This window comes from Winogradskya consettensis (assembly GCF_018332715.1).
GTDB lineage: Bacteria > Actinomycetota > Actinomycetes > Mycobacteriales > Micromonosporaceae > Actinoplanes > Actinoplanes consettensis.
The window spans coordinates 74,344-96,810 of record NZ_BOQP01000052.1; the positions used below are offsets into that span (position 1 = coordinate 74,344).

Here is a 22,467-nt window from a genome sequence, read left to right on the forward strand (position 1 = left end):
CCGGACTTGCCGACCCCGAAAATCAAGACCTGGCTGGTCGACGAGACCGGCGACCATGCACTCATCGAGGGCGCCGACGAACGCGACCAGCTCCTCGCCCGCGGCTGGGCCGAGGCCAGCGAGCCGACGGGTACCCAGTTCTTGTGGGCGTCCCACGAGGGCGTCGAGAAGCCCGCGCGGTTCAACGCTCTCGCCTTCCCCGACTGGGCGGCACGCGGCTGGACGCCGTCCGGGCCGCCGGCCGATTCGGACCTGGCCGTGACGGCCGTCGACGCTGCGAACGGAGAACCCCGTGGCTGACATCATCGGCGATGGCAAGGAACGCTGGGACTGGGTGCCCAGCGTCGCGAACATCGCCTCCCCCACGCTCTCGGAACTGACCGCGGGCATGCGGATCTCGCAGTACATGACGGCCGATGGCGCGACCGGCTTCGCGCCGGACACCGCCGCAGCGCCGACGTCGAACTTGGAGTCGACCTTCGACACCGCGGTCAACGGCCGGCGGTCGTTCTCCGGGACCCGGCTGCGGCTCAAGCGCCAGACCACCCCGGACACGGCGTACACCACGCTCATCCCCGACGCGACCGGCTTCCTGGTCCGCCGCAAATCCCTGGCCGCCGCGGCCGCATACGTCGCGGCACAGCCGGTCCAGGTCTTCCCCGTCATGTGCGGGGAGGCAGCGCTCATGGACCTCGAGGCGAACATGCCCGAGCGCTACGAGGTGCCGATCCTGATGACCTCGCAGCCGAACCTGCGCGCGACCGTCGCAGCCTGACCCTGACGTGCGCGGCCGGTGCTTGTCCCGACACCGGCCGCGCACCTCGGGACTCGGGGCAGGAGGAAACCGTGAACGACTTTAGGACCCTGCTGGCCGAGGCCGGCCTGCCGGAGACCTCCGTCGAGGTCTGCATGGCCGCCCAGCTGACCGCCGAGTTCGAGCAGGCCGAGCGCGACCTCATCGCCGCCGAGCGAGCCGCGACCACAGGCAGCCTCGAGGGCACCGGAACCGGGGAGTACCTCGCCCGCCTGGACGAACTCCGCGAGCTGATGCAAGCCGGCAGCTACGTCTTCCGGCTGCGTGGCCTGCCACGCAAGCAGTTCCGCAAGCTCATCGACGCTCACCCCGCGCGTACCGATGACGAGGGGAACACCCTCGCCGAGGACCTCATCGCGATCCACGGCGTTGCCCGGTACGCCTTCAACACGTCGACGATGTATGAGCCGCTGCTGAAGGCCACCGTCTACGACCCGGCCGACCTGACCGATGACGAGTGGCGCGAGATGCTCGGCGACTCGGACGCCGAGCGGGAGCGCCGCGAGGCGGCAGGCCTGCCGGTCGAGGACGGGAAGCTGACGGACAGCCAGATCACCGAGCTGATAAATGCGGCCATGGGCGTCTGCGTAGGTGACGTGAGCGTCCCTTTCTCACCCGCCGCATCAAGGATTCGTCGGAATTCCGTGCGCGAGTAGAGCTCGCCGACCGCCTCGAGGTACCGCGCTCGCGGCTAGAGGGCCGCGAGCCGATCGAGGTCACCGAGCACGAGTACGACGATGCCGGGCGCCTCGTCAGGTCGGTCACCCGCCGTGAGGCGGAATGGACCGAGCAGGATGTCGCCGAGCAGCTCGCTCTGGCCGAGTACCGAAACAGCCTGTGTCCGCTGCACGGCGGCCCCCTGGAGGACTGCCAGACCGGTGAGAGCCAGGGCGGCGCGGCGTTCCGGCCGCAGGCGATCCGCTGCCGCGCGGAGTACGAAAAGCTCGCTGCCCAGGAGAACGACGCCCGGATGAAGGACCGCCCGGGCTCGCTGCTGTGGGCTGTCACGAAGGTGAGGTAACCGTGCGGTCGATCGTCGCCAAGGTCAGCCTCGACGTAGCCGAGCTCAAGCGCCGTGCGAAGGAAGGCGGCGAGGCGCTACGCGGGATCGGACGCGATGCCCGCGACGCTTCCCGCCAGGCCAGCACCGAGCTCAAAGCACTGACGAAGAACGCCGCCGACCTGGATAAGCAGATCGGCGACACCCAGAAGTCGATGCGGGACCTGGCCCGGGAGTTCGCGAAGACCGGCGACACCACGCTGCTCAAGCAACTGCAGGGCAAGAAGTCACAGCTGTCCGACCTGACCGGCGTACGGTCCCTGCTGCCGAGCACCGCCGAGCTGGCCAAGGCCGGCCGCAACGCGGGACAGCGCCTCGGGGACAGCATCGGCGATGGGCTAAGCACGGCCCTCACCAAGGCCGGCCCGCTCGCCGGGGGCGCCGGTATCGCAGGGGCGATCCTGGCCCCGACCATCGGTGCAGCCGTCGCCGGGGCGGTCGTCGGGGCCGCTGGCGCAGGTGGAGTCATCGGTGGTGTCGTCCTAGCGGCCCGCGACCCGCGTGTGAAATCTGCTGGTAAGGACCTGGGTGAGGGGATCCTCGGCGACCTGGAATCCCGGTCACGGATATTCATTGATCCCACCCTGAAAGGGATCAACACGGTACGCGGCGCGTGGCGCGGTCTGGGCCCTGACTTGGACAGGATCTTCCGCAGCGCATCCCAGTACGTCGACCCGCTCGTCCAGGGCGCCGGCAAGGGCATCCAGAAGGTCGTCTCCGGGGTCGCGGACGCTGTGGAGAAGGCCGGACCGGTTATCGACTCGTTCGGTAACGCCTTCAACGAGATCGGTGGCGCGGTCGGTGACGTGTTCACCGATCTTTCCCAGGATGCCGGCGCAGGTGCCTCCGCAATCGATGACCTGACCGCTGCCACCGTCAGCTTCGTGAAGGTGACCGGCGGCATCGCCGGCGGCCTCGCTGCGGTGAAGAGCCAATCAGACAGTCTCGATGTCCAGGTCGACAAGGCCCGCTACTGGATCGAGGACAAGTCCGGCCTGTCGAACACCCTGAAAGAGTGGGGTATCGGCCTGGACATTACTGCTGATGGATTTAAGAAGGGCTCCGCGGAAGCGGAAGCGTACCGTCGGCAGACGCTTGGGATCGCCACGGCTGCGGACGAGGCGCTGCTGTCGGGTAACCCGATCCCCGAGATGCTCGGCAAGACCGGGGCGGCCGCCGAGTCCGCGGCTGATGCTCTGGACCGGCAGCGGCGGGCCACCGAGCGCCTGGCTAACGATCTGCGAGCGGCTACGGATCCGGTGTTCGGGTTCATCGACGCTCAGGACAAGGTCGCCGCCGCGCAGAAGCGGGTGGCCTCAGCCACCCGTAAACACGGCGAGAACTCGGACCAGGCCAAGGCCGCCGTGCGCGACCTGACCCGAGAGTCCATCGGTTTGCAAGAGGCTGCCGGGAAGCTGGGCACTGAGTTCGACGGGACGATGACCCCGGCGCTACGGGCTACCCTGCTCGCTGCCGGGGCCAGCGAGGCAACAATCGGCCGCCTCGCCGGTCAGTTCAAAGAGGCGAAGAAGCAGGGCGACCGGTTCTCCAAGGAGTACCGGGCCCGGGTGCGGGGCCTGGACCAGCTCCGCGCGCTTGGGGAGGCACTCGCCCAGCTCCCCGGCCGCAAAGACGTCCTGGTGGCGCTGCGCGTCACGGGCAACACCAACGTCCAGTCGGTCCGTTCGGCCTTGGACAAGCAGTCTCGGAACGCCTACCAGCGCACCGGCGGCGTCATGACGGCCATGGCGGCCGGCGGCACCCTATCGGCGGGGATCTACCCGGCCAGCAACCCGCCGCTGGTCAAGTTCGCCGAGGCCGAGACCGGCGGTGAGGCCTACATCCCGCGCAACGGCAGCCGCTCGCGCAACCTGGAGATCTTGTCGCAGGTGGCGAGCTGGCCGTCGGTCAACGCCGCCCTGGTGCCGATGGCGCAAGGCGGGATCGCGATGGCCGGCGGCGGGTACGTCAACGTCTCCGGGTCGGCATCCTCGACGCCGGGCACCGCGCTCGACACGGCGGCGGCCAGCTTGGACGCGCGCAACGCTGTCCGCTCGCTCAGCGACTCGCTGAAGGAGAACGGACGCTCGTTCTCTGAGTCGACGAAGAAGGGCAGCGAGAACCGGGGCGCTCTCATCCAGGGGATCCGTGCGGCGCAGGACGCAGCGCAGGCCAAGTACGCCGAGACCGGCTCGGTGGCCGCGGCGAACCGCGAGTACGACAAGTACCTGCGGTCGCTGCGCAACGTCATCGGTCAGCAGAAGGCTTCGGCGGCGACGCTGAGGCAACTGTCCCAGCGGCCGAGCTACGACGACCAGGCGGGACCGCGTAACAGCGCCGGGAACATCGCCTACGTCCAGTCCCGGATGGCGCTGGCGGACGCCAAAAGCAAGGCCCGAACGTTCTTCGACGCGAGCTGGGGCAAGCCGGACTTCCACACCGGGACCAGCTTCGGCCGCGACAACCTCAGCACGCTGTTCGAATACCTCGGGTCCGCAGAGGCCTCCGCGCAGGCTCGGTATGCGCAGACCGGCAGCGCGAAGTCCGCCACCCGGCTCTACACCTCGTCGCTGGCGTCGCTGCGGAGCATCCTCGCCGGTGCCGGGATGAAGAAGTCCGAGATCGACGCGCTGCTCGCCTCGTACGGGCGGATCACCCTGGCCAACCGCGAGGGCGGCATCTACCCGATGGCTGGCGGTGGACTGTCCAAGGCCGGCTTCTACCCAGCCGGGGGTAAGCCGCTCTACCAGTTCGCCGAGCCGGGCACGGGCGGGGAATGGTTCCTGCCGCTCAAGGGCGACAAGCGCCGCGGCCAGCAGCTCCTCGCCGCAGCGGCCCCCCACTACGACATGTCCGCGGTCGCCTGGAAGCCCGGCCCGACAGGCCCGGCGGGCGGCGGGGGTGCTCGGAACATCACGGTCACCGCGCCGATCGTCATGCAGCTGGGCTCCGAGACGATCGCCCGCACCGTACGCCTGGAGATCGACACCGTCCTGGGCGAGGTCGCCTCGGCCAACGTCTACGAAACCGTCTGAGGGGCGCCATGGCGACGATCTTCACGGCCACCCCGCAGCCCAGCAACAACCCGCCGCGGACCCTGCTCGAGCTGACCTACACCGGGCAGACCCAGGCGACCGTGACCCGGCTCGACCCGGACGGTGCCGCCCGCGCCGTCCGGCTCGCCGAGCCCGCCACCCTGTCCGGCGGCGCCTGGGTCGGCTACGACTACGAGTCCTGGTTCGGCCGACCGACGACCTACACGGCGATCACCTCGGCGGGCAGCATCAGCACCGGCGCGGTCACCCTGGCCGTGGACCGGCCCTGGCTGCGGCACCCGGGCATCCCGTCGCTGTCCATGGAGATCGACTACCAGGGCGACGGGACACCGGTCCGCCCCGCCAACCTCAGCGTGCTCGAGCCGCTGGGCCGTAGCTCACCGATCGTGCTGTCCGACGGGCAGCGCAAATCCAAGCGCGGCACCATCACCATCCGCACCCGCACCCTGGGCGAGGCCGCCACCCTGCTCGCTCTCACCGACGACCTGAGCGTGCTGCTGCTCGACATCCCGCCGGGTCTGAACTACGGCATCACCCACGAGTACCGTGCCCTGGGCGACCTCAACGAGGACCGCCTGCAGCCCGATTGGTACAAGCACCCGTGGCGGATCTGGACGGCACCGTTCACGACCGTCGACCGACCCGCCGGCGGCCTGCAGGCGCAGCGCACCTGGGCCACCGTGATCGCCGAGGCCCCGACCTGGTCGGCGCTGCTCAACACCTACAGCACCTGGTCCGACGTCCTGACCGGTGACTCCTGATGTACCCGGTCACCAGCATCTTCGGCCCGGCCCTGCGTGCCTCGCACACCGTCGTGGTCCGCGTCGACGCCTACTACGCCGGCACCCTGCTCCTCCAGGACCTGCCGATCACCGGCGGCACGGTGACCGTCAACAGCGGCACCGGCGTACGCAGAACGCTCGACGTGACCATCGCCGACGAGTCGCTCTGGCCGCAGCTCGACGTCATCGGCATCGAGCTACGGCCCTACCGCGGTGTGCGGTACCCCTCCGGCGCGGCCGAGCTGGTGCCGCTCGGCGTGTTCTGCGTCGACTCGACCAGCATGCGGGTCCGGCCCGGATCGGGAATCCAGGTCCGGGCGGCCCCGGACCGCTGGGCCCGAGTCCAGCGCGCCCAGTTCGAGACCCCGCAGGCCAGCGTGCGCGGAAACATGATCCGGCAGGAGATCATCCGGCTGGTCACCGCCGCGGTGCCCGGCATAACGGTGACCGACACGACGACCGCGACGACGCTGGTAACGCCCCTGGTCTGGGACCGCGACCGGGCCGGCACCGCCGCAGACCTGGCCACCGCGATCGCCGCCGAGGTGTACTTCGACGTCGACGGCGGCCTGGTCCTCGAGCCCGCGCCGCTGCTCTCGCAGGTCCCGGTGTGGACCGTCGACGCGTCTGCCAACGGGATCCTGCTGGACGGCGACATCGCCCGCGACCGCAGCCGCACCTACAACGTCGTCGTGGCGAGCATGGGCGCCGTCGACGGGCGCACACCATTCGCCCCGCAGATCGCCGCTGACACTGACCCCACCTCGAGGACGTGGGTCGACGGGCCGTTCGGCCGGGTGCCCTACTACTACTCCAGCCCGAACCTGCACACCACCGCCCAGGCCCTGGCCGCGGCGAAGGCCCTGCTCGCCAAGGTCAAGGCCATCAACGCGCAGCTGTCCGTGGAGTCGGTGGTGCACCCGGGCCTGGACCGCGGCGACGTGATGACCGTGCTCACCCCGGCCGGGATCCTCGAGCGGCACCTCATCGACTCGCTCACCGTCCCGCTCGAGGTCGGCGGCGTGCAGCGCATCACCGCCCGCTCGTCACGGCCCGACGGCGACATCCCGGAAGGCGAGTGACCATGCTGACCGAAGGAGCTCGCCGGCTGGCGGCCGAGCAGCAGCGCGCAGGCCGGCCGCAGGGACAACCCCACGTCGTGATGCGCCCCGGCAAGGTGACCGCGGTAGCCGCCGGCGCCGCATCGGATGGAGCCGCGCTGCTCACCGTCACCTACGACGGCGCCAGCCAGGAGGTCGCCTACCTGGCCTCATACACCCCGACCATGGGCCACAACGTGGTCCTGCTGGTCAGCTCCGACGGGGCGCTGCTGTGCCTCGGCCGGGCTGTCGGAACCCCTTAGGAGAACGCCCGTGGCGACCACTGATCTCGGCCTCCCGTACCCGGCAATCACCGACGCTCCCAACGGCCCGGTGCAGATCGGCGACCTCGCCAAAGCGGTGGACGCGAGGCTGAAGCCGCTGACCGAGCAGACCTGGACCGGCTACACCCCGCTGTGGACTGCGTCCGGCGTCAACCCGGTCATCAACTCCCTCGGGAAGATCTCCGGCCGCTACCAGCAGACCGGCAAGCGCGTGCACTGCGTCGGCCGGATCTCCATGGGCACGAACACCAGCTGGGGCACCGGCCTCTGGTACGTCACCCTCCCCGTGCAGGCGCGCTGGGACAGCGACGTGCAATTCCAGATGCTGAGTCCCGGAGCTGCGTACTGCTTCGACAACTCGGACACCGGTAACCGCTTCGGCGCGATCGCCCTGATCGCTGACCCCAACAAGTTGATGTTCGTGACCAGCAACGGCGCCGGCAACGTGAGCCAAAACATCCCGTTCATCTGGGCCACGTCCGACCACCTGGACTGGTCCATCACCTACGAGGCGGCCTGATGAAGATGATCTCCCGCGCCGGGTGGAACGCCCGCGCGCCGAAGAAGACACCCGAGCACGTCGCGCCGAGCCATCGTGAGTACTTCGTCGTGCACCACTCCGGAGCCACGGCCACCCAGTCGGTCCGTGCCATCCAGGACTGGTGCATGGATGGTCGCGGCTTCGCTGACGTGGACTACAACTTCCTGGTCGACCAGGAGGGCAAGGTCTACGAGGGCCGCGGCTGGGACGTGGTCGGCGCGCACTGCACCGACTTCAACACCAACGGCATCGGCGTCTGCGTCATCGGCAACGACGACCTCTCCGACGCGGTCAAGGCCTCCCTGGCCGAGCTGTACCGGCTCGCGAATGCCCGCTGCGGCAAGACCCTCAAGCTGCGCGGCCACCGCCAGCTGGCGACCACTGGCACCACCTGCCCCGGCTCTCGCATCTACGCCTGGGTGCAGGCCGGCATGCCCCTACCCGCTAAACCCGCCCCTGTGGAGGACCCCATGGCACGACTCGACCCCGCAGACGTCGAGGCGATCGCCCAGCGCCTCGCCGAGCTCAACGCCGACGACAAGCTGGTCACCCTGACCAAGGCCACCGCCGAGCGCCTTGGCCGCGGCGAGAACGAGAAAATCCGCGGCGACCTCCTCGACCAGCGTGCGGTGATCGACGGCGTCGACAACCGCCGCGACATCAAGCAGATCCTCGCGATCCTGCAGGGGACCGCCCAGTCGGCGCCGAGCACCGCCGCCGACGGCCAGTAACCCCGGGAGGCCACTCCCAGAACCCCGTTTCGGAGGTCCACATGAAGATCCGAGACGTGCTTCTCAGCGTCTACGGCGCCGGGTGGGCAGCCGCTGTCGGCGTCGCTCTCTGGCGCACCGGCGAGGTGTCGCCCGTGCTGTGGGCCGCGCTGGCCGGCGGCGTGGGCGCCATCCTCGGGGCGTTCCGCGTCGAGGGCACCCCACCCCCGCCGGCCGCCCCGGCCGAAACCACGGAGGACGCACACCCATGAACTACATCGTCGAGAGCGTCGGCTCCTCGCTGATCGCGCTCACCATCGGCCTGGCCGTCGCACGGGCCGCCCGCGCCGCCTGGCGCACCGACCAGCAAGGGAGAAAGCGGTGAAGCTCAACTCGCGTGTCCTGGCCGGCGTGCTCGTAGGGGCATCGCTGGTCGGGATCGGCATGTCCGTGTGGACGCAGGTCGACCAGCACGACTCCGACGTACGCCGGGCCAAGACGGAGGCCTGCTACGACGAGGTCTTCAACCAGCTGGTCGAGGTCCTGCAGGACACCCGCGACGTCGCGGCGACCGAGCGCGAGACCCAGCGCAAGCTCTACCAGGAGATCCGGGACGACCCGGCCGGCTTCCGGCTGCGGCTCGACGACTACCTCACCCAGCTCAGCAGCGCCGAGGCCGAGCGATCGGCGCGCCCACTCCCGCTGCCACCGAAGGTCACCTGCGGCCATGACCGGGAAGAATGAGGCCATGAGCGCAGAGATCACCTTCGCCCAGGTCGCCGCGGTGCTCGACGAGCCGGGCGAGATCATGACGACCGCGCAGATCGCCGCCGAGCTCGGCGCCGACGTGGAATCGGTGCACGCGGTCTGCGAGCAGGCCTACCAGGGCTGGCGCACGACGAAGAACGGCACCCGGGACGGAAGCATCGCGGGTGTCCGGTGGAGTCTGCGTAACCCCCCTGAGCAGCAGGGCATGGATACCACCACGTAACTCTGATCGAGAGGATCACCATGGACTTCGGCCAAGCGCTCGACGCGCTGAAGAACGGCAGCAAGGTCGCCCGCGAGGGCTGGAACGGCAAGGACATGTTCGTCGTGCACCAGAAGGGCTACCCGGACGGCATCGGCGCCAACGCGAACACCGCCGAGGCGCTCGGGGTCGAAGAGGGCACCCAGCTGGTCTTCCGGCCGTACCTCACGATGCGGACCGTCGACGGCGACTTCGTGCCGTGGGTGGCCTCGCAGACGGACCTGCTCGCCGAAGACTGGGTCACGGCTCGATGACCACCGGCCTAACCGACCATGCCCGCCGTGAGCTCGCCGCGCTGGCTCAGGTCCGCGGGCCACGGCGGGCCGAAGCACTGCTCATCGCTCACCAGCGCCGTGACGTCCAGGGCTGCCTCTGCGGATGGGCGGAGCTGGGCAAGTCGCACGCCGGGCACCAAGTCGGGGTGCTCCGCGAGGCTGGGTTGCTCGTTCAGGACACGTAGTTCAGGTCGGGCGGTGAACCTTCACGCCGTCGTAGTCCTCGTCGTCGTCGACGACTAGCACGACGTCCTCGGGGTGCCTCCACCCGAACGACGGCAACGCCTCGACAAGGTCCTCGTAGGGGAAGAAGTTGCCGGTCATGGCCCACACCTGCCTGGCGCTGAATTTCGTGCCGCCGGCTAGATCCGTGTCCAACTCGACGAACTGCTGACGGCGCGACTGGTCGTTCTTGGCGCACCAGGCGTTTAGTCTGCCGATCGCCTCGTCCTCGAGGTCGCTTCCGACGTAAAGCACCATGTCAGTGATTCGACTCATGTCGGACATGGTCGCACCCGCGATGCCAGTGATACGACACCGTAGCCGTCAGAAGTGGCCTACCCCGGTCACCCACCCTGTTTCGGCTCGCGGCCGTCGATACTGCGGCGCCGCGCCAGCAGGGACCGGGGCAGATTGCCCAGGATAGTCCTGCTAGCTCAGCCGCTCGAGCAAGGCGCGGAGCCGCTGGAGCCGGGCCGGGTCTGAGTCGGAGGCGCTCAACTTCCGGATCGCCGGCATCAGGAGCAACACGAGCTCGTGCGCTTCGGTGTCGGTGAGGTTCACGCGGCGGCCAGGCATGATCTGCACTCTGCCAGCGCTTGCTGAAATCGTCCATTTGCACGTGCGCTGACCTGCGGTGGAGGGATTCGAGACAGTATCCCTCGACTTACATTTGTCGGGTTGAAATGCAAGTCGATCCTGGTTCTCCTACTTTGCTCCCAGGTTCTCCCAAACCTGGGAGAAAGCGCCCTCACCCCAGGCGGGGTGAGGGCGCTTCTGCGTGCCCGGCTCAAGTGGCGGCAGCTGGCTTGTGGTTGGGGCAGGCGCAGGCGATGCCGGAGACTTGCCCCTTCGGGCACTGCGCATGGTGGGCCGCTTTACGCTCCGCGGTGCGGACTGCGTAACCGTGGTGCTCCATCCAGCAGGCCATGCTCAGTGTCCGGGAGGCTGGATTATCGGTCGACCTGCTCATGCTCGCCTCCTCGCGATGATCTGACGCAGCCGGGCCGCGAGCACCTGCTTGCGCTTCAGCAGGATCAGCAAGGCCGCACGGCGAGCCGCTCTACCGCGGTCGCTCACCGCCCTGACCAGACGACCAGGGCGCCGGCCAGGACGACTACCGCGAACAGCACTACTCCGCCGGCCGCCTTCCCCGCGAGCTCGCGGGCCGCCCCCACGTAGCCGGCGGCGAGCACGCTGGCCTGGTGCGCCCGCTCGTACTTCCTACCGGAGCCGAACGCGGCCAGCGCTCCGACGAGCACTCCCAGACCGAACCCCACCATGACCTGCATGATCACCCTCCGTTGACCTTGACCGTGCACACGAGCGTGTGCACGGCACCCCCATAACCGTGTGCACGGCCCGTGCACACGGGTCTTACCAGGACAAACGCGTTCCCGTACGGGGCCGTGTGCACGGCCCCGTACGAACGCACTCGTCATGCACACTGCGTCACGCTGGCTGCCGGACGAGGATCCGGTACGTGCCCCGGCTGGACTTGCGCAGCCGCGGCTCGTCGCCCCTGCAGAGCAGCCCCAGCTGCTTGTGAACCCAGGACGCGGACATGCCGGTCTGCGCGATGACGCCACCCATCTGCTGCGGCTTGAAGTCCTCCTGGCCGGCCTCGGCCATCGCGTCGATCCGCTCCAGGAGCACCGCCCGGGCCTGTTCCGGGGACATGGCGGGCTCGTCGCTGCCGATCGGGATCCGCGGCATGCCGTCCGGGACGGTGATCGGCTGCGACGGGTCGACGTCGTCCGGCGGGTCGTCCGGGTCGACCGCGTCGTTGACCGCTTCCCTGGTCGGGGCCGGGTCGTCGGCGGGCACGACCACCGGCAGCGGCGCGGGCCCGGACCAGCCGCAGGCGTCGGCGACCATCTGCTCCCGGTCGAGGTCGGTGCAGATGTACGAGCGGTTCGGCGAGGCCCACATCGCCTGGTCCCGACCCATCCACTCGAGGTAGAAGTAGCCGGGCTTGGCGGACTTCCACGCCCACGGCCGGGCACCGGCGGCGATCGTGTCCTCGGACAGCGCCGCTTCCGCGTCGTCCTCGCCCTGGACACCGAGGACGACCCAGGTGGTGATGTTCGACCGGGCCGAGGTGGGGAGCCGGTCGTAGGTGGCGCGCTGCAGCTCGAGGATCAGGCAGATGCCGACCGACCGGACGCTCTCGGCCAGGTCGACCACGGTGGACGAGCGGGCGACGATCGCGGAGGCCTCGAACACCACGACCACCTCGAGCGGGATGCCGCACCCCTCCTCCCACTGCTTGTAGCCCGCCTCGCCGAGCTTCTTCGACCGCGCGCTGACCCGGGCGGGGAGGTCCTCGAGGAAGTCCTCGGCCGCTTCCAGCCCGAGCGCGGACTTCTTCGCGGCCTTGCTCACCCAGGCGGGCAGCTGCCCGCCCTTGCGGGCGTCGGCGATGTACAGGTCCGCGTCGTGGCGTGAGGCGACCTCGGCCAGCAGCCGCAGCAGCAGCTCGGTCTTGCCGGAGCCGGACATGCCAACCACACCCATGACGCCGACGGCGTTGCGGTGCACCTCCGGGTCACCGGACAGGATGATCTCGGCGGGGTCGCCGTTCTCGTCGCGGCCGAGCACCACAGGCAGGGCGATGCTGCCCCCCGGCGCGGACAGCCCGGGGTCGGGCAGAGCGTGCTTGAGCTGGTCGACGGGCACCACGGACATCGTGCCGCGGCGCTCGGAGTCCGGGTCCCGCTCGGTCCGGATCGCCGAGGCGGACACGTCGAGGTAGGACGCGGTCTGCGCGCGGGCGGCCTCCACCTCGGCGAACGTGCGCCCGGGTGGCATCTCGATCTCCACGGTCGCCTTCGCTCCGGTGACCTTCGGGCGGCTGATCGTGACGTCCTTCAGCTGCTTCACCGCGGCGCCCAGCTCGGAGAACTCGCCCTGCAGTACGCCGGGCTGCTCCGTGCCGCGGCCCTGCCGCATGACCCGGTACACCGCCACGGCGAGCGACATCAGCACGGTGCCGACCAGCCAGGCCGCCATGCTGAACACGTTGAACGGCCCGACAAGCACGGCGGGCACGGTCCAGAAGCAGCCCGCGACGACGTTGCCCACGGCCATGCCGCGCATCACGGCCCCCCGCGGCCGTGACGCCCAGGCGGTGAACGTCACGATGGCGACGCAGGCCAGCGCGAGCAGGAACCCGGTCCAGCCGGCCACCGGACCGGTGCCGAAGAACCGGTGCGCCACCCACGTGCCGGGCAGCGCCAGAAGGCAGGCGATCGGGGTGATCAGGTACGGCCAGAGCGGGACGCGGACGGTCCACGCGGTGTCGTAGCCATCATTGCTGGGGGTCATCTTCGGCGTCTTCACGGGCGAGCCTTGAAGGCGAATCCGGGGGTGCCCGCGGCCTGGTAGCCGGCGGCCTGGAGCTCCGGCATGTAGACGGCCTCGAACCGGTTCGACGCGGTGATGATGTACCGCGACGCCACGACCAGCGCCTCGGCGGCCTGCCCGATCGGCTTGGCGACGCGCCCGGCCCGGTAGCCGGAGGTGAGCCCGCCGACGACCAGGCCGCGGGAGACCTTGCGCAGCCGGGCGTCGACCTCGGCGGCGCAGATGCCCAGCTCGAGCGCGCCGGTGTGCAGCACGCGGCGGGACTGCTCACACCAGTCGATGAAGGCGATGTTGTCGGTCATCGGCCCACCGGGAGTCAGGAATCCGCGGGCCGAACTGCTTGTGGGCTGTGTCATTGTGTGGGTGCTCTCTGCGCGAAGTTGTGCGGTGGAGGGTGGCGCCGCCCGCCCGGGCTCTGGAATGCGTGGGGCGGGCGGCGCGCTGGCTACTTGACCGGCCAGAGCCAGCCGCCCTTGTCGGCCTCGTACTGCCGCTCGTAGACCTGCTTGGTGTGGGCGTCGTTAGGCTCGATGGGCTGGCCCGCCGGGTGGTCAGGTCCGCGGCGGTCGCTGTGGACCCAGTACGGGTCGCGGATGCCGTCGAAGAAGTGGATGGGGTCCTTGCAGCGGCTGCAGCGGGATCGCTTGCTGATGTGCTCCTTGCGGAACATCTCGCCGGCGCTCGTACCACCGAGCACCTCGGCCACGGCCGCTTTGTCCTTGGCCGTCGCCAGCGGGTGCTGGATCAGGAAGTCCTGGCCGTCCAGGTCGCTCTGCTCGACATCGCTGAGCAGCCTGCGCTGGCGTCCGTTCAAGTCCTGGTAGTTCACGTCGCGCTCCTTCTTCTTGGTGGGGTACTGCACGATGCTGGGCAGCCACATGCCCGTGATCCGGACGCTGGCCAGCAGCGCAGGGATACCGTCGCGAAGCCGTGTCACCAGTGCTTCGCCACGATCGCGACGGCGAGCACGAGGCCGGCGAACAGCCCGAGGCAGATGATCAAGATCTCCATGGGTCACACCTCCTTCGCGATGTCGGACCGGACCAGGTGGACCAGGGCGGCCGCCATGCCGAACACGGCGACCGGCAGGCAAGAGACGGCGGTCGTGATCTGCCACGGGGCCGCGGTTATGCCGGCGGCCGTCATCAGGTGGTAGGCCGTCTGGCCGCCCATGCCCAGAAGGATCGCGGCCAGCGACGACCAGGCGGCGAACGACCGGGCCCGTTCGGGGGCGCCCGGGTGCAGCCAGACATAGAAGGCGTACGCCGCGTAGGCCTCCATGCCGAGCGGCAGGGTGATCGCCGTGTCGACCGTCCAGCCGGACCAGAAGCCGGGCAGAAGGTTGACCTTCCCGAACCCGGTGAGCTTGCCGAGCGCCACCCACCCTGCCCAGATCGCGATGAACGCGCCGAGCGCCACGACCAGGACGGGCCAGATGGCCATAGGCCGCTTGACCTGCGACGGAAGGGCCTCGGACTGGGCAGGCGGACGGGGGCCTTCCATCGGCGTCGGTTGGCCTTCCGGCTGCACCGGGACTCCGTACCTGGTCCATGGGTTGACCGGGCCCATGCCGGGCGAGGTGGGCACGATGGCCGGGTCGTAGACGGTGGCCTTCACCTCGCGCCGGAAGGTCTTCGTCCGGGATCGGGAGGCCAGCACCTGGCCGCGACGAGACCGCGCCTTGGCCGCCTCGGTACGGAGATACTGGTGGATCTCGGTGGCCTTGGGCCGGCCGATCCGGAAGGTCCGCATGAGGCGGTCTTTCGACGGGACGGAACCCTCCCGCCGGGCGAGCTCGAGGGCGTCCGGGATGATCTGGTCGACGGGAGCGGTCATCGTGACGTCACCACGTCGTACCAGTTGCTCTTGATCTCGTGAGGACCGCTGTCGCGCGACACCGCGGTGACCGCCACGTAAGCGAGAGTGGCGTGGACGCCAGCGGCAGCGATAAAGATTTCCCGGTCCGCCTTCTTCCGCGCGGTCTCTGCCTTCTGCAGCAGCTCCTGTGCTCGCTGGTAGTGCTCAGGCCCTGTCATCGATTCACTCCTCGGGTTGTGTGGAAGATCGAGCCGTGCCAGAGGTGCTGGCCGGCATACCGCCAGGCGGTGCAGCGGCACATCTGCAGGTCGGTGGTCTCGCCCTGGCCGCCGAGCGGGACTACGCCGCGGCGAATTCCGGCTACGCGGTGCCAGTGCGGGCGCCACGTCAGCCGGGGCCTCACGGCTGCTCCTGGCGATCGGTGACGACGGCGAGGATCGCGCCGCCGTGGGCGTCTCCCAGCTGGCGCATAAAGGCCGGGACCTCGGCGCGAGGGATACGGATCAGAACCCGCCCGCTCCCGCGCTGCACAAGATCGACACCGTCGACGGTGATCCAGAACTCGATGTCCTCTGCCGGCACGGCGCCGGCGCTCGGAATCTCGATGGGGTTCTCGGGTTGCACGTTCACCTCCTCGTACGGCAGGACTTGTTTTTGTCTTGCCCGAGACACTAACGTAGGCCTAAGTCCTATATGTGTCAAGTGAGACAGAGGTACTAACGTGATCCACGTGCCGAGGCCGACCACCAAACTGACCGCCGACCAGCAGAAGCTGCTCGAAGCGGCGATCACGGCGGCGCAAAAGAGTGACGAGGCTGCGCGTCAGGCCAAGGCCATCGAGGAGGCGGCCTGGGACGCGATCATCACGGCGCGCAACGCGGGGGTGCCGGACGACCTGCTCTGCAAGCAGACGGGTTTCAGCCGGGCCACGCTCAACAGGAAGTTCGGCAAGCGTCCCGAGGTCGACTGAGCCCAAGACGCAGAGCAGCCCCCGTCCTCGAGGACGGGGGCTGCTGCGTTTCCGGTTGGTCAGCTGGTGGGTGTGACCGCACCGATCCCGCCGAACACGGCACCCAGGATCCAGATGATCGCGAACGGGTAGCCCAGGATGAGGCCGGCCACCGCCTGGCCTCGGCCGCTGCGTGCGCCATGCCGCGTGTCCTTGAGGGCGAAGTGACCTGCGATCACGGCCACGATGCAGGGCAGGCCGACGAAGCACCAACCACCGAGGACTCCGATGATGCCGAAGATCAGCGAGGTGACGGCCCAGGCCGACGTGGGCGGTCCGGCAGCGATGACCACCGGCTGCACGTAGACCGGCTGCGGCTGGCCTTGCGGCCCGGGGGCGGGGGGTTCCGGCGGGTAGCTCACGTCGACCTCGATGTCCGGGCTGGGATGGGCTGGTTGCCGCCGGCCCCAGCCCGGAGCCGACGACGTATACCCATCCCCCGGCGAAGGGCACGAAGTGACGGCCTCAGAAAAATCTGAACCGATCGGCCGTTAGAAATATCAACCGAACGGCGGCACCTGAAGATTGCCTTGCCCGGTTACGCTCGCGGAACTGCCCTCATATACGGCCCACCCCCGGCTCAGGACCGATCCTCCTGGCCGGGGGTGGGTCTTTCCAGTTCAGCACCAGACAGCGGACATGGCTATCCGAGTGACGCGCTTACTCAACCGGGGAAGATCCACATTGCTGTGGCACCACGCCGCAATGTGACGCATTGTTAATGATCAACAGTGCACTATTCCGTGCACTGACAGTCCCAGACAAGGACCGTCATGCACTGCCAACGGCAGGCCAGGCAGGGTATGGCAAGGATCTCTGACCAACTCGTAATGCGTAGGTCGACGGTTCGATTCCGTCAGGCGGCTCAGAATGATGCCCTGATCAGCACATGCTGATCAGGGCATCTTTTTGTCCCTGAGAAGCCCCGGATCGGGCGCCGGTGTGACGACCGGCGCATGAACCCCGGCACGTTCTTCTCGTCGTCCCTGCTGGCATCTGTGTTCAGCAGTACGGCGGGGAGGGGTTCCCATGACTTTGCCGATTGTCGAGGTCAGACCATGGCGAAATGGCGACCTGGCTCTGCTCCAAGCGGCGGGGGATTCGTTCTCGGCAGCAACTCTGACGTCCCGCTTCATGACCGGCACGCCGGTGCTCCCACCTGCTTACCTTCGCCGCCTGGAGCAGCTTGACGACCGGGAACAACGGCGGTGGGTCCAGGTGGCCCTCGTCGGCAGGAAAATCATCGGCGTCGCGGAATGCCTCGGCACTAAGAACGGCCGCGGATCCGCGGAGCTCGCCGTTTTCGTCGCTGACGCCTGGCAGCGCCGCGGCATCGGCACGAACCTCGTCAGCGACGTTCTGACGCAGTCCCTCGCCGCCGGGATGACGCACATCACCGCGTTGTCCACAGTTGGCAACGCGGCAACGGCCGCCCTTCTGAAGCCGCGTCAACGGCCCGGCTGGCGGGTCTCGTGCTCAACCCGCCAGGGCGTCCAGCAGTACCTCATCGAGCCGGACAGCTCCCTCTGACGGTCGACCAGGCGGCAGCTATCAACCCCGCGGCCTTCCGACAGGCCCGGCTCCCGTCAGCCGGGCGCGGCTCAGCTGTACTGCTCGTCGTGGGCCTGACGTGGGCCGCAGACCGAGGCGCGGCTGCAGGAGCAGCGGGAGCCGTCAGCGTCCATGCGGACCACCACCGCATCCTTGGGCACGCTGTGCGCGACCACCCGGCCGTCCCCCTCGGGGGTCGTGACGCGGGTGCCCACGGCCGGCGCCGAGGCCTGGAACTTCTGGTAGAGCGGATGCTCATATTTGAGGCAACACATGAGCCGGCCGCAGGCGCCTGAGATGCGCAGCGGGTTGAGCGGCAGGTCCTGGTCCTTGGCCATGCGGATGGTGACCGGCTCGAAGTCGGTAAGGAAGGTCGCGCAGCACAGGTCGCGGCCGCAGGAGCCGATGCCGCCCTGGACCCGGGCCGAGTCGCGGGCGGAGAGCTGACGCAGCTCGACGCGGCAGTGCAGGGTGGCGCCCAGATCGCGGACCAGGGATCGGAAGTCGACGCGGTGCGGTGCCGTGAAGTAGATCGTGGTGCGCGCGCCGCCCGCACCGCCCTGCTCCAGGACGTGGTCGACCGCGACGACCTTCATCGGCAGTTCGTGGGACTTGATCAGTTTCTTGGCGGCGACCTTCGCCTCGGCCTTGCGTTTTCTGAGCAGGTCGTCGCGACGCAGGTCGCCATCGTCCGCGAGACCGGCGACCTTGGGGAACCCGTCGGTGTCCTCGCTGACCCATTGCGCCGCCCAGACGCACTCCGCCACCTCGGGCCCGTCGTCGGTGGGGACCAGGACGCGGTCACCCACCTGGGGCGAGAACTCGCCCGGGTCGAGGTAGTAGAGGCGGCCGTACCGGTTGAAGCTGACCGCGCACAGCATGCCCATGCACCCACCCTACGGCGACGGACCTCGCGTGCGAAATAGCGCAGATAGCCATAGATCCCCGCAACCTGCTGCATCGAACCTCGTTGAGTACTTCCGTAGACGCCGCTGCATGCGGCAAGCCTTGGGGGAGGACTCTTCATGAAGCCTGCCATGCCCAAACGGGACAATCTGGCGGCGACCACTCGCCGCAATTCCGAATACGCAGCGCGGCCGAAACAGGACGACAAACCACGGACCAGCCGAATCAACCGAGCGGCCATCTCCCCGGCGATCGTCGAATTCTCCCGGGGTCGTCAACGCGCGGCGGTGCTGCGCTCGACCCAGCCGAATCCGCTGCCTGAGGTGCCCGCCGCGAATGACGGCGAAACGGCTGACGAAGGCGACGCACGACGCGGAGTTCAATGGCGTCGAGGGCTGACAACCATGGGCACCCTCGGTGCTGTGGGCATTCTTGCGGCACCATTCCCGGCCACTGCCGCGCCGATACCGTGCGGGCAGCCCGAGCGTTATGCCGCGCAATCCGGCAGTCAAATTCTCCGGATCAAAACCCTTGGCACGGGTACGCCCGGAGCCGCCCCGGACGATGCGATCGCCCACATCGGCGACGCCCGGTCCGCGCTGGTCGCCGACGCCCCGCTGAACTCAGCCGCCCTCGCCCGCATGATCGACGCGAAGGACGACGCCACCCCGGCCGGCCTCACGGACGCGGTCCAGCAGCAGGCTCCGCCCACGAACAAGACGCAGGCATCGCGCTCGACACCCGGCACCGAGGTGGGACCGGTCATGCTCGGCGACGGAAAGCTGACCGCTCATGCCCAGTGGCAGGCAGCCATGGCGTGCGCAGCGACCGTCGGTGAGGTCACGCGGGCCGCGGCGCAACTCAGTGACGCCGGGATCCTTTCGGACGGTGACAAGCCACTTGTACGCGTACCAAAAGTGACCAGCGAAAGCACCACGGAGCTGGAGCGGCACGACCTGGCCACGGCATCGGTGGCGACGGCCGGCCTCACAGGCGGTGGTCTTGACCTGTTCGACGGAGCCGTGCGGGTGAAGTTCCTGAAGCCGCCGTCCCTGCGCGCGAGCATGTCCACGAAGGACGGTGGCGAGATCCGGTACATCCCCGCCGTCGTGGAGGTCTCCGGCCCCGGCGTGGAGACATCGCGCCTGAACGCGGCCGGCGACAGCGTCAACGTCACGATCGCCGAGTCCGGACTAGACAAATCGGACGGTAGCGAGAAGCGCGGCGCGGCGAACGCCCCCGGCGACGACAACTCGGCGACGGGCGGGTCCAAGCAGGACGGGTCGAAGCAGGACAGGTCAACGGCTGACGGCTCAACAACTGACGGCCCAACAGCTGACGGCTCGGCGGCCGATGACGCAGCGGCGGACGGCTCGAAAACCGACGGCTCGGCGGCGAACGGCTCGAACGCTGGGTCGCTGGGTGAGATACCGCGTGCCGACGATCTCCAGGACGCCGGCGACGATGGGTCACTCCCTGAGATTCCGGATGTACCCGAGGTCAAGGAGCCCACCACCGAGAGTGCGCCGGTCACCGACTCCGGTACGACGGTAACGATCTCGCTCGGTGACGTTCAGCAAGCCGCCCGCAACCACGCCATCGCCGCCCGCGCGGCAGCCCTGTCGGTCACGATCACCCAAGCCCCGTCGGGCACGCGCCCCGCCCCCGGCTACACCGAGAGCCGCGAGATCGACTTCGATATGGGCGTCATGGAAGTAGCCGCCATCTCCCCCGAACCCGCCGGCTCAGACTCCGGCGGCGAAATCGCCGGAGCCACCCCCGACAAGGGCGGCACAGGCGGCGGCCTCCCCATCACCGGCCCCGCCGTCGACCGCATCATCCTCGGCGGCCTAGCCTTCCTCGCCGCCGGCACCGCAGCCCTGATCTTCGCCCTCCGCACCCGCCCCCGCCCCTGACCCCCACCCCACCAGGCCAAGCACCACCCCGGCCACCCACCCCGGCCCACGTCCACACCCGACACAACCCGCCAGCCAGGCACCACCCCCAGGCACACACCCCGGCCTACGTTCACTCCCGACACGACCCGCCAGCCGAGCGCCACCACGGGCACACACCCCGCCCGATCGAATCGTCCCAACTCCGCTCCCGCCGGCCGTCCGACCCGGTCGAACGCCACCCACGGGCACACGCCCCGCCCGATCGAACCGCCCCACTTCCACTCCCGACGGCCGCCCGACCAGATCGAGCGCTACGCCCCGTGCGCACCACACCCGGTCAAACCGCCCCACTTCCGCACGGCCGCCCGACCAGATCGAGCACTACGCCCCGGGCACACCACACCCGGTCAAACCGCCCCACTTCCGCACGGCCGCCCGACCAGATCGAGCACTACGCCCCGGACACACCACACCCGGTCAAACCGCCCCACTTCCGCACGGCCGCCCGACCAGATCGAGCACTACGCCCCGGACACACCACACCCGGTCAAACCGCCCCACTTCCGGCCCCTGACACCCGCCCCCACCAATCGAGCGCCACCGCGGGCACACGCCCCGCTTCCGCTCCTGGCGGCCGCCCGATCCCGCCGAAGGTGCTGCCGACCGGCCACATCCAGCCGCACTCCCCCCGACGGCGGCCTCACCCAACCGCAGCCTCGGCTAACGGCCTCTCACAACGCCGCAGCAGCACCCGGCTCAGCGCCCACGCGACCGCACTGGATCTTGTGTCCGAGATGCCGTTTGTCGCGTCAGTGGGTGAACGCCAACTCGGCCGACCGATGCAGCAGGTCCGTGCCCCGGTCGTAGGCATCGGCCACCGCCTGAAGCAGAAGAACGGCCAGATCCGGTGCGGCAGAGTCCACATTGTCCGTAAGGAGCGCGACAGCTTCCGTCGAAACGAGGGCTTCGGCGAGCGCATCCGCAACGGCGTCACGTGACGTTTGCATCCAGGCGATCAGGTTGTCGGCGAGATCGGCAGTGGCGTGCAGGCTGCTTCCCAGGCTGTCCGGGCCGGTGCTGAGCTGCTCAGCCACGTGGAGCCGGGCCCGGTCGTAAGCATCCGCCGCCGTTCCGGACCAGTCCCCCGGTGGAGGCAGTTCCGATGCCAGCGTGGCGCAACTGCCCGCCGTCGCCAGCAGCTCCGGGGACGCCTCGGCAAGGTCGCTGGGCCGTAACGCCGCGACCGCGCGCACGGCATCGCCGGGCAATAACCGTACGCGTCTGAGCGCACCCCAAACCGCATGCTCAGCAGGTGCCCCGGCATCACCGAGTGCCGCGTCCACCTTCCGCAGCAGCGGCCCGGCCGTGTCGAGGATGCGGTCGAGGCGGTCCATCAGTTCTCCCTGCCGGAGCGGCGGATCCGGCGGCCGGCCTCGTCGTCGGTTTCGGTATAGGCCTTCGCGGCGGCGCGCACCTCGGCTGCCAGCCCGGTTACATGGCGGGCGGCGTCGGCGGCCTCCCGCGACCGGGCGGCCAGTGCGGATGCCCAGAGCTGGTGCAGTTGCCCGCCGACCCGGCCCGGCAGCCCTTCGCCGTCCGCACCAAAACTGCCGGGTGACGCCGCGAGCATCGGCAACGCCCGTTCCAAACCGGTGAGCGAGTCGGCAGCGGCCTCCAATCGGTCGGCGATCCCCGTCACAGCTGCCCGCCCATCACCGGTCTCCGAGGGTGCGGAAGGCGCCGAAGATCTCGTCGTGGAGTTTCTCGCGGGCCCAGCGGGCCGCTTGGGCTGCGTTCGTGACCACCGCCTGCACCTCTCGAGCCAGTTCTGCCGCGTTCCGGTGTTGCAGGGAGCCGCGGATGCGGACGTCGGTGATGTCGCCCGCGGCCGTGACCAGCACCTCGATGGTGTCGTCCGGCGAGTGGACGGAGACCACGTGGGCCGTCACCGCTCGTTCGAATTCCGCGCGTAACGCGTCGATGCGGCGGTGCCGCTCGATTGCCTCGTCGATCCACGCTTCGTCGATCTCGCGGGGCATCCGTCGGCT

Annotated in this window: 32 protein-coding genes; 17 read left to right on the plus strand and 15 right to left on the minus strand. The window is 69.2% G+C overall.

Annotation, left to right across the window (positions count from 1 at the left end):
* Nucleotides 1-6: 6 nt before the first annotated feature.
* The 3 genes from Aco04nite_RS41400 (at nucleotide 7) to Aco04nite_RS41410 (ending at nucleotide 1,470) form a co-directional block, all read left to right on the plus strand.
* The gene (locus Aco04nite_RS41400; protein ID WP_213002652.1) at nucleotides 7-300 is read left to right on the plus strand and encodes a hypothetical protein; all 294 of its coding nucleotides are present in this window, start codon (nucleotides 7-9) and stop codon (nucleotides 298-300) included.
* Nucleotides 293-775, plus strand: coding sequence for a phage tail tube protein (locus Aco04nite_RS41405; protein ID WP_213002653.1), 483 nt, complete (start codon nucleotides 293-295; stop codon nucleotides 773-775). Before Aco04nite_RS41400 ends, Aco04nite_RS41405 begins: the two co-directional genes overlap by 8 nt.
* 71 nt (nucleotides 776-846) lie before the next feature.
* On the plus strand, nucleotides 847-1,470 hold the full coding sequence (locus tag Aco04nite_RS41410; protein WP_213002654.1) for a hypothetical protein: 624 nt from the start codon (nucleotides 847-849) through the stop codon (nucleotides 1,468-1,470).
* Between the two features lie 35 nt (nucleotides 1,471-1,505).
* Here Aco04nite_RS41410 and Aco04nite_RS41415 read toward each other — a convergent pair whose 3' ends face one another.
* Nucleotides 1,506-1,664 carry a hypothetical protein gene (locus tag Aco04nite_RS41415; RefSeq protein ID WP_213002655.1) on the minus strand — a complete coding sequence of 53 codons (159 nt, stop codon included), beginning with the start codon at nucleotides 1,662-1,664 and terminating at the stop codon, nucleotides 1,506-1,508.
* Between the two features lie 173 nt (nucleotides 1,665-1,837).
* On the opposite strand from Aco04nite_RS41415, the gene Aco04nite_RS41420 reads away from it, so the two are divergent.
* The 11 genes from Aco04nite_RS41420 (at nucleotide 1,838) to Aco04nite_RS41470 (ending at nucleotide 9,837) form a co-directional block, all read left to right on the plus strand.
* Nucleotides 1,838-4,909, plus strand: coding sequence for a hypothetical protein (locus Aco04nite_RS41420; RefSeq protein WP_213002656.1), 3,072 nt, complete (start codon nucleotides 1,838-1,840; stop codon nucleotides 4,907-4,909).
* Nucleotides 4,910-4,917: 8 nt separating this feature from the next.
* On the plus strand, nucleotides 4,918-5,691 hold the full coding sequence (locus Aco04nite_RS41425) for a hypothetical protein (RefSeq protein WP_213002657.1): 774 nt from the start codon (nucleotides 4,918-4,920) through the stop codon (nucleotides 5,689-5,691).
* Nucleotides 5,691-6,794 carry a DUF5047 domain-containing protein gene (locus tag Aco04nite_RS41430; protein WP_213002658.1) on the plus strand — a complete coding sequence of 368 codons (1,104 nt, stop codon included), beginning with the start codon at nucleotides 5,691-5,693 and terminating at the stop codon, nucleotides 6,792-6,794. The genes Aco04nite_RS41425 and Aco04nite_RS41430 overlap by 1 nt, the downstream gene beginning before the upstream one ends.
* A 2-nt stretch (nucleotides 6,795-6,796) precedes the next feature.
* The gene (locus Aco04nite_RS41435) at nucleotides 6,797-7,075 is read left to right on the plus strand and encodes a hypothetical protein (protein WP_213002659.1); all 279 of its coding nucleotides are present in this window, start codon (nucleotides 6,797-6,799) and stop codon (nucleotides 7,073-7,075) included.
* A gap of 10 nt (nucleotides 7,076-7,085) precedes the next feature.
* A complete protein-coding gene (locus Aco04nite_RS41440; RefSeq protein ID WP_213002660.1) occupies nucleotides 7,086-7,616 on the plus strand; it encodes a hypothetical protein in 531 nt (176 codons plus the stop codon).
* Complete coding sequence (locus tag Aco04nite_RS41445) at nucleotides 7,616-8,368, plus strand: N-acetylmuramoyl-L-alanine amidase (RefSeq protein WP_213002661.1); 753 nt, start codon at nucleotides 7,616-7,618, stop codon at nucleotides 8,366-8,368. Before Aco04nite_RS41440 ends, Aco04nite_RS41445 begins: the two co-directional genes overlap by 1 nt.
* A gap of 41 nt (nucleotides 8,369-8,409) precedes the next feature.
* Nucleotides 8,410-8,619: a hypothetical protein gene (locus Aco04nite_RS41450; protein ID WP_213002662.1), complete on the plus strand. Its 210-nt coding sequence runs from the start codon at nucleotides 8,410-8,412 to the stop codon at nucleotides 8,617-8,619.
* 109 nt (nucleotides 8,620-8,728) lie between these two features.
* Nucleotides 8,729-9,091 (plus strand): hypothetical protein, encoded by a 363-nt coding sequence (locus tag Aco04nite_RS41455; protein WP_213002663.1) that lies wholly within the window; start codon nucleotides 8,729-8,731, stop codon nucleotides 9,089-9,091.
* A 4-nt stretch (nucleotides 9,092-9,095) separates the two neighbouring features.
* Entirely contained in the window at nucleotides 9,096-9,338 is a 243-nt protein-coding gene (locus tag Aco04nite_RS41460; RefSeq protein ID WP_213002664.1) for a hypothetical protein, read from the plus strand.
* 20 nt (nucleotides 9,339-9,358) lie between these two features.
* Nucleotides 9,359-9,631: a DUF2829 domain-containing protein gene (locus tag Aco04nite_RS41465; protein ID WP_244876675.1), complete on the plus strand. Its 273-nt coding sequence runs from the start codon at nucleotides 9,359-9,361 to the stop codon at nucleotides 9,629-9,631.
* Nucleotides 9,628-9,837, plus strand: a complete 210-nt coding sequence (locus Aco04nite_RS41470) for a hypothetical protein (protein ID WP_213002665.1) — start codon at nucleotides 9,628-9,630, stop codon at nucleotides 9,835-9,837. The genes Aco04nite_RS41465 and Aco04nite_RS41470 overlap by 4 nt, the downstream gene beginning before the upstream one ends.
* Before the next feature lies 1 nt (nucleotide 9,838).
* On the opposite strand, the gene Aco04nite_RS41475 is transcribed toward Aco04nite_RS41470, so the two are convergent.
* The 9 genes from Aco04nite_RS41475 to Aco04nite_RS41515 form a co-directional block, all read right to left on the minus strand.
* Complete coding sequence (locus tag Aco04nite_RS41475; RefSeq protein WP_213002666.1) at nucleotides 9,839-10,150, minus strand: hypothetical protein; 312 nt, start codon at nucleotides 10,148-10,150, stop codon at nucleotides 9,839-9,841.
* Between the two features lie 153 nt (nucleotides 10,151-10,303).
* A complete protein-coding gene (locus Aco04nite_RS41480; protein ID WP_213002667.1) occupies nucleotides 10,304-10,450 on the minus strand; it encodes a hypothetical protein in 147 nt (48 codons plus the stop codon).
* Nucleotides 10,451-10,947: 497 nt separating this feature from the next.
* Entirely contained in the window at nucleotides 10,948-11,163 is a 216-nt protein-coding gene (locus tag Aco04nite_RS41485; RefSeq protein WP_213002668.1) for a hypothetical protein, read from the minus strand.
* A 160-nt stretch (nucleotides 11,164-11,323) separates the two neighbouring features.
* Nucleotides 11,324-13,213: a hypothetical protein gene (locus Aco04nite_RS41490; RefSeq protein WP_213002669.1), complete on the minus strand. Its 1,890-nt coding sequence runs from the start codon at nucleotides 13,211-13,213 to the stop codon at nucleotides 11,324-11,326.
* Entirely contained in the window at nucleotides 13,210-13,539 is a 330-nt protein-coding gene (locus Aco04nite_RS41495; protein ID WP_244876676.1) for a hypothetical protein, read from the minus strand. Before Aco04nite_RS41495 ends, Aco04nite_RS41490 begins: the two co-directional genes overlap by 4 nt.
* 143 nt (nucleotides 13,540-13,682) lie before the next feature.
* Entirely contained in the window at nucleotides 13,683-14,174 is a 492-nt protein-coding gene (locus Aco04nite_RS41500; RefSeq protein ID WP_213002671.1) for a hypothetical protein, read from the minus strand.
* 77 nt (nucleotides 14,175-14,251) lie between these two features.
* A complete protein-coding gene (locus Aco04nite_RS41505) occupies nucleotides 14,252-15,073 on the minus strand; it encodes an ABC transporter permease (RefSeq protein ID WP_213002672.1) in 822 nt (273 codons plus the stop codon).
* Nucleotides 15,070-15,273 (minus strand): hypothetical protein, encoded by a 204-nt coding sequence (locus tag Aco04nite_RS41510; protein ID WP_213002673.1) that lies wholly within the window; start codon nucleotides 15,271-15,273, stop codon nucleotides 15,070-15,072. The genes Aco04nite_RS41505 and Aco04nite_RS41510 overlap by 4 nt, the downstream gene beginning before the upstream one ends.
* A 181-nt stretch (nucleotides 15,274-15,454) precedes the next feature.
* Nucleotides 15,455-15,679 carry a hypothetical protein gene (locus Aco04nite_RS41515; protein WP_213002674.1) on the minus strand — a complete coding sequence of 75 codons (225 nt, stop codon included), beginning with the start codon at nucleotides 15,677-15,679 and terminating at the stop codon, nucleotides 15,455-15,457.
* Between the two features lie 106 nt (nucleotides 15,680-15,785).
* Here Aco04nite_RS41515 and Aco04nite_RS41520 point away from each other — a divergent pair, with 106 nt between their 5' ends.
* Nucleotides 15,786-16,025, plus strand: coding sequence for a hypothetical protein (locus tag Aco04nite_RS41520; protein WP_213002675.1), 240 nt, complete (start codon nucleotides 15,786-15,788; stop codon nucleotides 16,023-16,025).
* A gap of 59 nt (nucleotides 16,026-16,084) precedes the next feature.
* Here the strand turns inward: Aco04nite_RS41520 and Aco04nite_RS41525 are convergent, their stop codons facing one another.
* Nucleotides 16,085-16,426 carry a DUF4190 domain-containing protein gene (locus Aco04nite_RS41525; protein ID WP_213002676.1) on the minus strand — a complete coding sequence of 114 codons (342 nt, stop codon included), beginning with the start codon at nucleotides 16,424-16,426 and terminating at the stop codon, nucleotides 16,085-16,087.
* Between the two features lie 667 nt (nucleotides 16,427-17,093).
* On the opposite strand from Aco04nite_RS41525, the gene Aco04nite_RS41530 reads away from it, so the two are divergent.
* Complete coding sequence (locus Aco04nite_RS41530; protein WP_213002677.1) at nucleotides 17,094-17,594, plus strand: GNAT family N-acetyltransferase; 501 nt, start codon at nucleotides 17,094-17,096, stop codon at nucleotides 17,592-17,594.
* Between the two features lie 71 nt (nucleotides 17,595-17,665).
* Here Aco04nite_RS41530 and Aco04nite_RS41535 read toward each other — a convergent pair whose 3' ends face one another.
* Nucleotides 17,666-18,502, minus strand: a complete 837-nt coding sequence (locus tag Aco04nite_RS41535) for a PSP1 domain-containing protein (RefSeq protein ID WP_213002678.1) — start codon at nucleotides 18,500-18,502, stop codon at nucleotides 17,666-17,668.
* Between the two features lie 441 nt (nucleotides 18,503-18,943).
* Between Aco04nite_RS41535 and Aco04nite_RS41540 the strand changes: the two genes are divergently transcribed.
* Nucleotides 18,944-20,437, plus strand: coding sequence for a hypothetical protein (locus Aco04nite_RS41540; RefSeq protein ID WP_213002679.1), 1,494 nt, complete (start codon nucleotides 18,944-18,946; stop codon nucleotides 20,435-20,437).
* 791 nt (nucleotides 20,438-21,228) lie between these two features.
* Here the strand turns inward: Aco04nite_RS41540 and Aco04nite_RS41545 are convergent.
* Genes Aco04nite_RS41545 through Aco04nite_RS41555 form a run of 3 tightly spaced genes read right to left on the minus strand, consistent with a single transcriptional unit; the run spans nucleotide 21,229 to nucleotide 22,458 of the window.
* Nucleotides 21,229-21,813, minus strand: a complete 585-nt coding sequence (locus Aco04nite_RS41545) for a hypothetical protein (RefSeq protein ID WP_213002680.1) — start codon at nucleotides 21,811-21,813, stop codon at nucleotides 21,229-21,231.
* Nucleotides 21,813-22,118 carry a type VII secretion target gene (locus tag Aco04nite_RS41550; protein ID WP_213002681.1) on the minus strand — a complete coding sequence of 102 codons (306 nt, stop codon included), beginning with the start codon at nucleotides 22,116-22,118 and terminating at the stop codon, nucleotides 21,813-21,815. The genes Aco04nite_RS41545 and Aco04nite_RS41550 overlap by 1 nt, the downstream gene beginning before the upstream one ends.
* A 13-nt stretch (nucleotides 22,119-22,131) precedes the next feature.
* Nucleotides 22,132-22,458: a YbaB/EbfC family nucleoid-associated protein gene (locus Aco04nite_RS41555; protein ID WP_213002682.1), complete on the minus strand. Its 327-nt coding sequence runs from the start codon at nucleotides 22,456-22,458 to the stop codon at nucleotides 22,132-22,134.
* Nucleotides 22,459-22,467: the final 9 nt, after the last annotated feature.